Source organism: Bombilactobacillus mellifer (genome assembly GCF_000970795.1).
In the GTDB taxonomy this organism is placed as follows: domain Bacteria; phylum Bacillota; class Bacilli; order Lactobacillales; family Lactobacillaceae; genus Bombilactobacillus; species Bombilactobacillus mellifer.
Genome location: NZ_KQ034038.1, coordinates 1 through 1,283, shown reverse-complemented (window position 1 = coordinate 1,283; position 1,283 = coordinate 1). Strand labels below are relative to the sequence as shown.

The following is a 1,283-nucleotide window of genomic DNA, read 5'->3' as shown; positions in this document are numbered from 1 at the left end:
ACATTCCAACCATCCATGACGACAGCGCGATCGCTTAATTGACCCACAATGGCACTAGGAACACCGTTTTCCCGGAGCCAAGCTTTCGTTTCTGGAGAAAGTTTATCTTTACCCAAAGCATAATTAAGCGCACGAGTGCCACTATTGGCTCGGGTTATTTTACCAATTGTTGCCATAACTGAGTCACTTCCTGAGTGAGTTGCTGAAGATCTGAGGTGTTATGAGCAGGGAAATAGTCCGTCTGCGAGTTAGCCAAGCGGGTTAATTGATTTAAATTATTAGCAATTCCGGATAATTGGCGGACAAGTTTTTGTTGCGTCTCGGGCGAAAATTTAGGCTGGATCAGTTTAGATTTTAATAACACTTGCTTGGCATATTTACCGACAGAAAGATTACAAGCAGCCGCAGATTGTTGCACTTTTTGTAATTCTTCTGAGGTTAAACGAATATTAACTTGAGCTCTTTTTTTATTCAAAATCCCACATCTCCTTAAAGACTATTATCCAGGATGTTAATTTGACACACCCATGTTTTTATATTTATTTCCGTACGAAATTTTAACAAAGCATTTTTCACTTATAATTTTTGGATTAATTGTATAATCCAGTCAATCTTTTTAACAAATCTTGATTAAAAGATTTAAAACAAGCTATGGAGGGAAATCTATGTACGGAAATGTATCAAAGGCAGGATTAGTTGGGGCTTCAATATTGCCGGCCACAGGAGCAGCTGTAAACCCATGGATTTCTGTTTTAGGATATGGGTTATTAGCAGTCACATTGGGATCTTGTGTGTATTTGAAGCATGTGTCTAAATCTGTGTCAACAAAATAATGTTTTACTTGTTTATTGCGTTTGGCTTATTAGCGATATTTAATTTTCTCAGAATATTTGTGTCATTAATTGTTGCTAATCTTAGTACAGCTTACAAGATAAAGAGAAGAGCAAAATCCCGTACTGATCAAAGACCTAAAAAGTATGGGATTTCTGTGATTATTCCTGCATACAACGAAGAAAAGGGAATTGTCAGGTGTGTTGAGTCCGTTTATCAAAATGATTTTTCTCAAAAGGAAGTTATAGTTATTGATGATGGATCCACTGATGATACAGCCCATTTACTAGAAAAATTAAAAAAAAAATATCCAAGTTTAATTACTGTACACCAAAAAAATAGTGGAAAAGCTACGGCATTAAACAAAGGAATAATGGAATATGCAACTTGTCCCTTAGTGATGGTGTTGGATGGAGATTCATTTCTAGATAAATCAGCTCTTAAGAATATGG

The 1,283-nt window shown here is 36.0% G+C and carries 2 protein-coding genes; one reads left to right on the top strand and one right to left on the bottom strand.

The features are described 5' to 3' along the window. Positions 1 to 154: 154 nt before the first annotated feature. Positions 155 to 475, bottom strand: a complete 321-nt coding sequence (locus JG30_RS08510; protein WP_046318191.1) for a MobC family plasmid mobilization relaxosome protein — start codon at positions 473 to 475, stop codon at positions 155 to 157. Between the two features lie 417 nt (positions 476 to 892). Here JG30_RS08510 and JG30_RS08505 point away from each other — a divergent pair. Further along, on the top strand, positions 893 to 1,283 hold a 391-nt coding region (locus tag JG30_RS08505; RefSeq protein WP_179854071.1), incomplete at its 3' end, for a glycosyltransferase family 2 protein.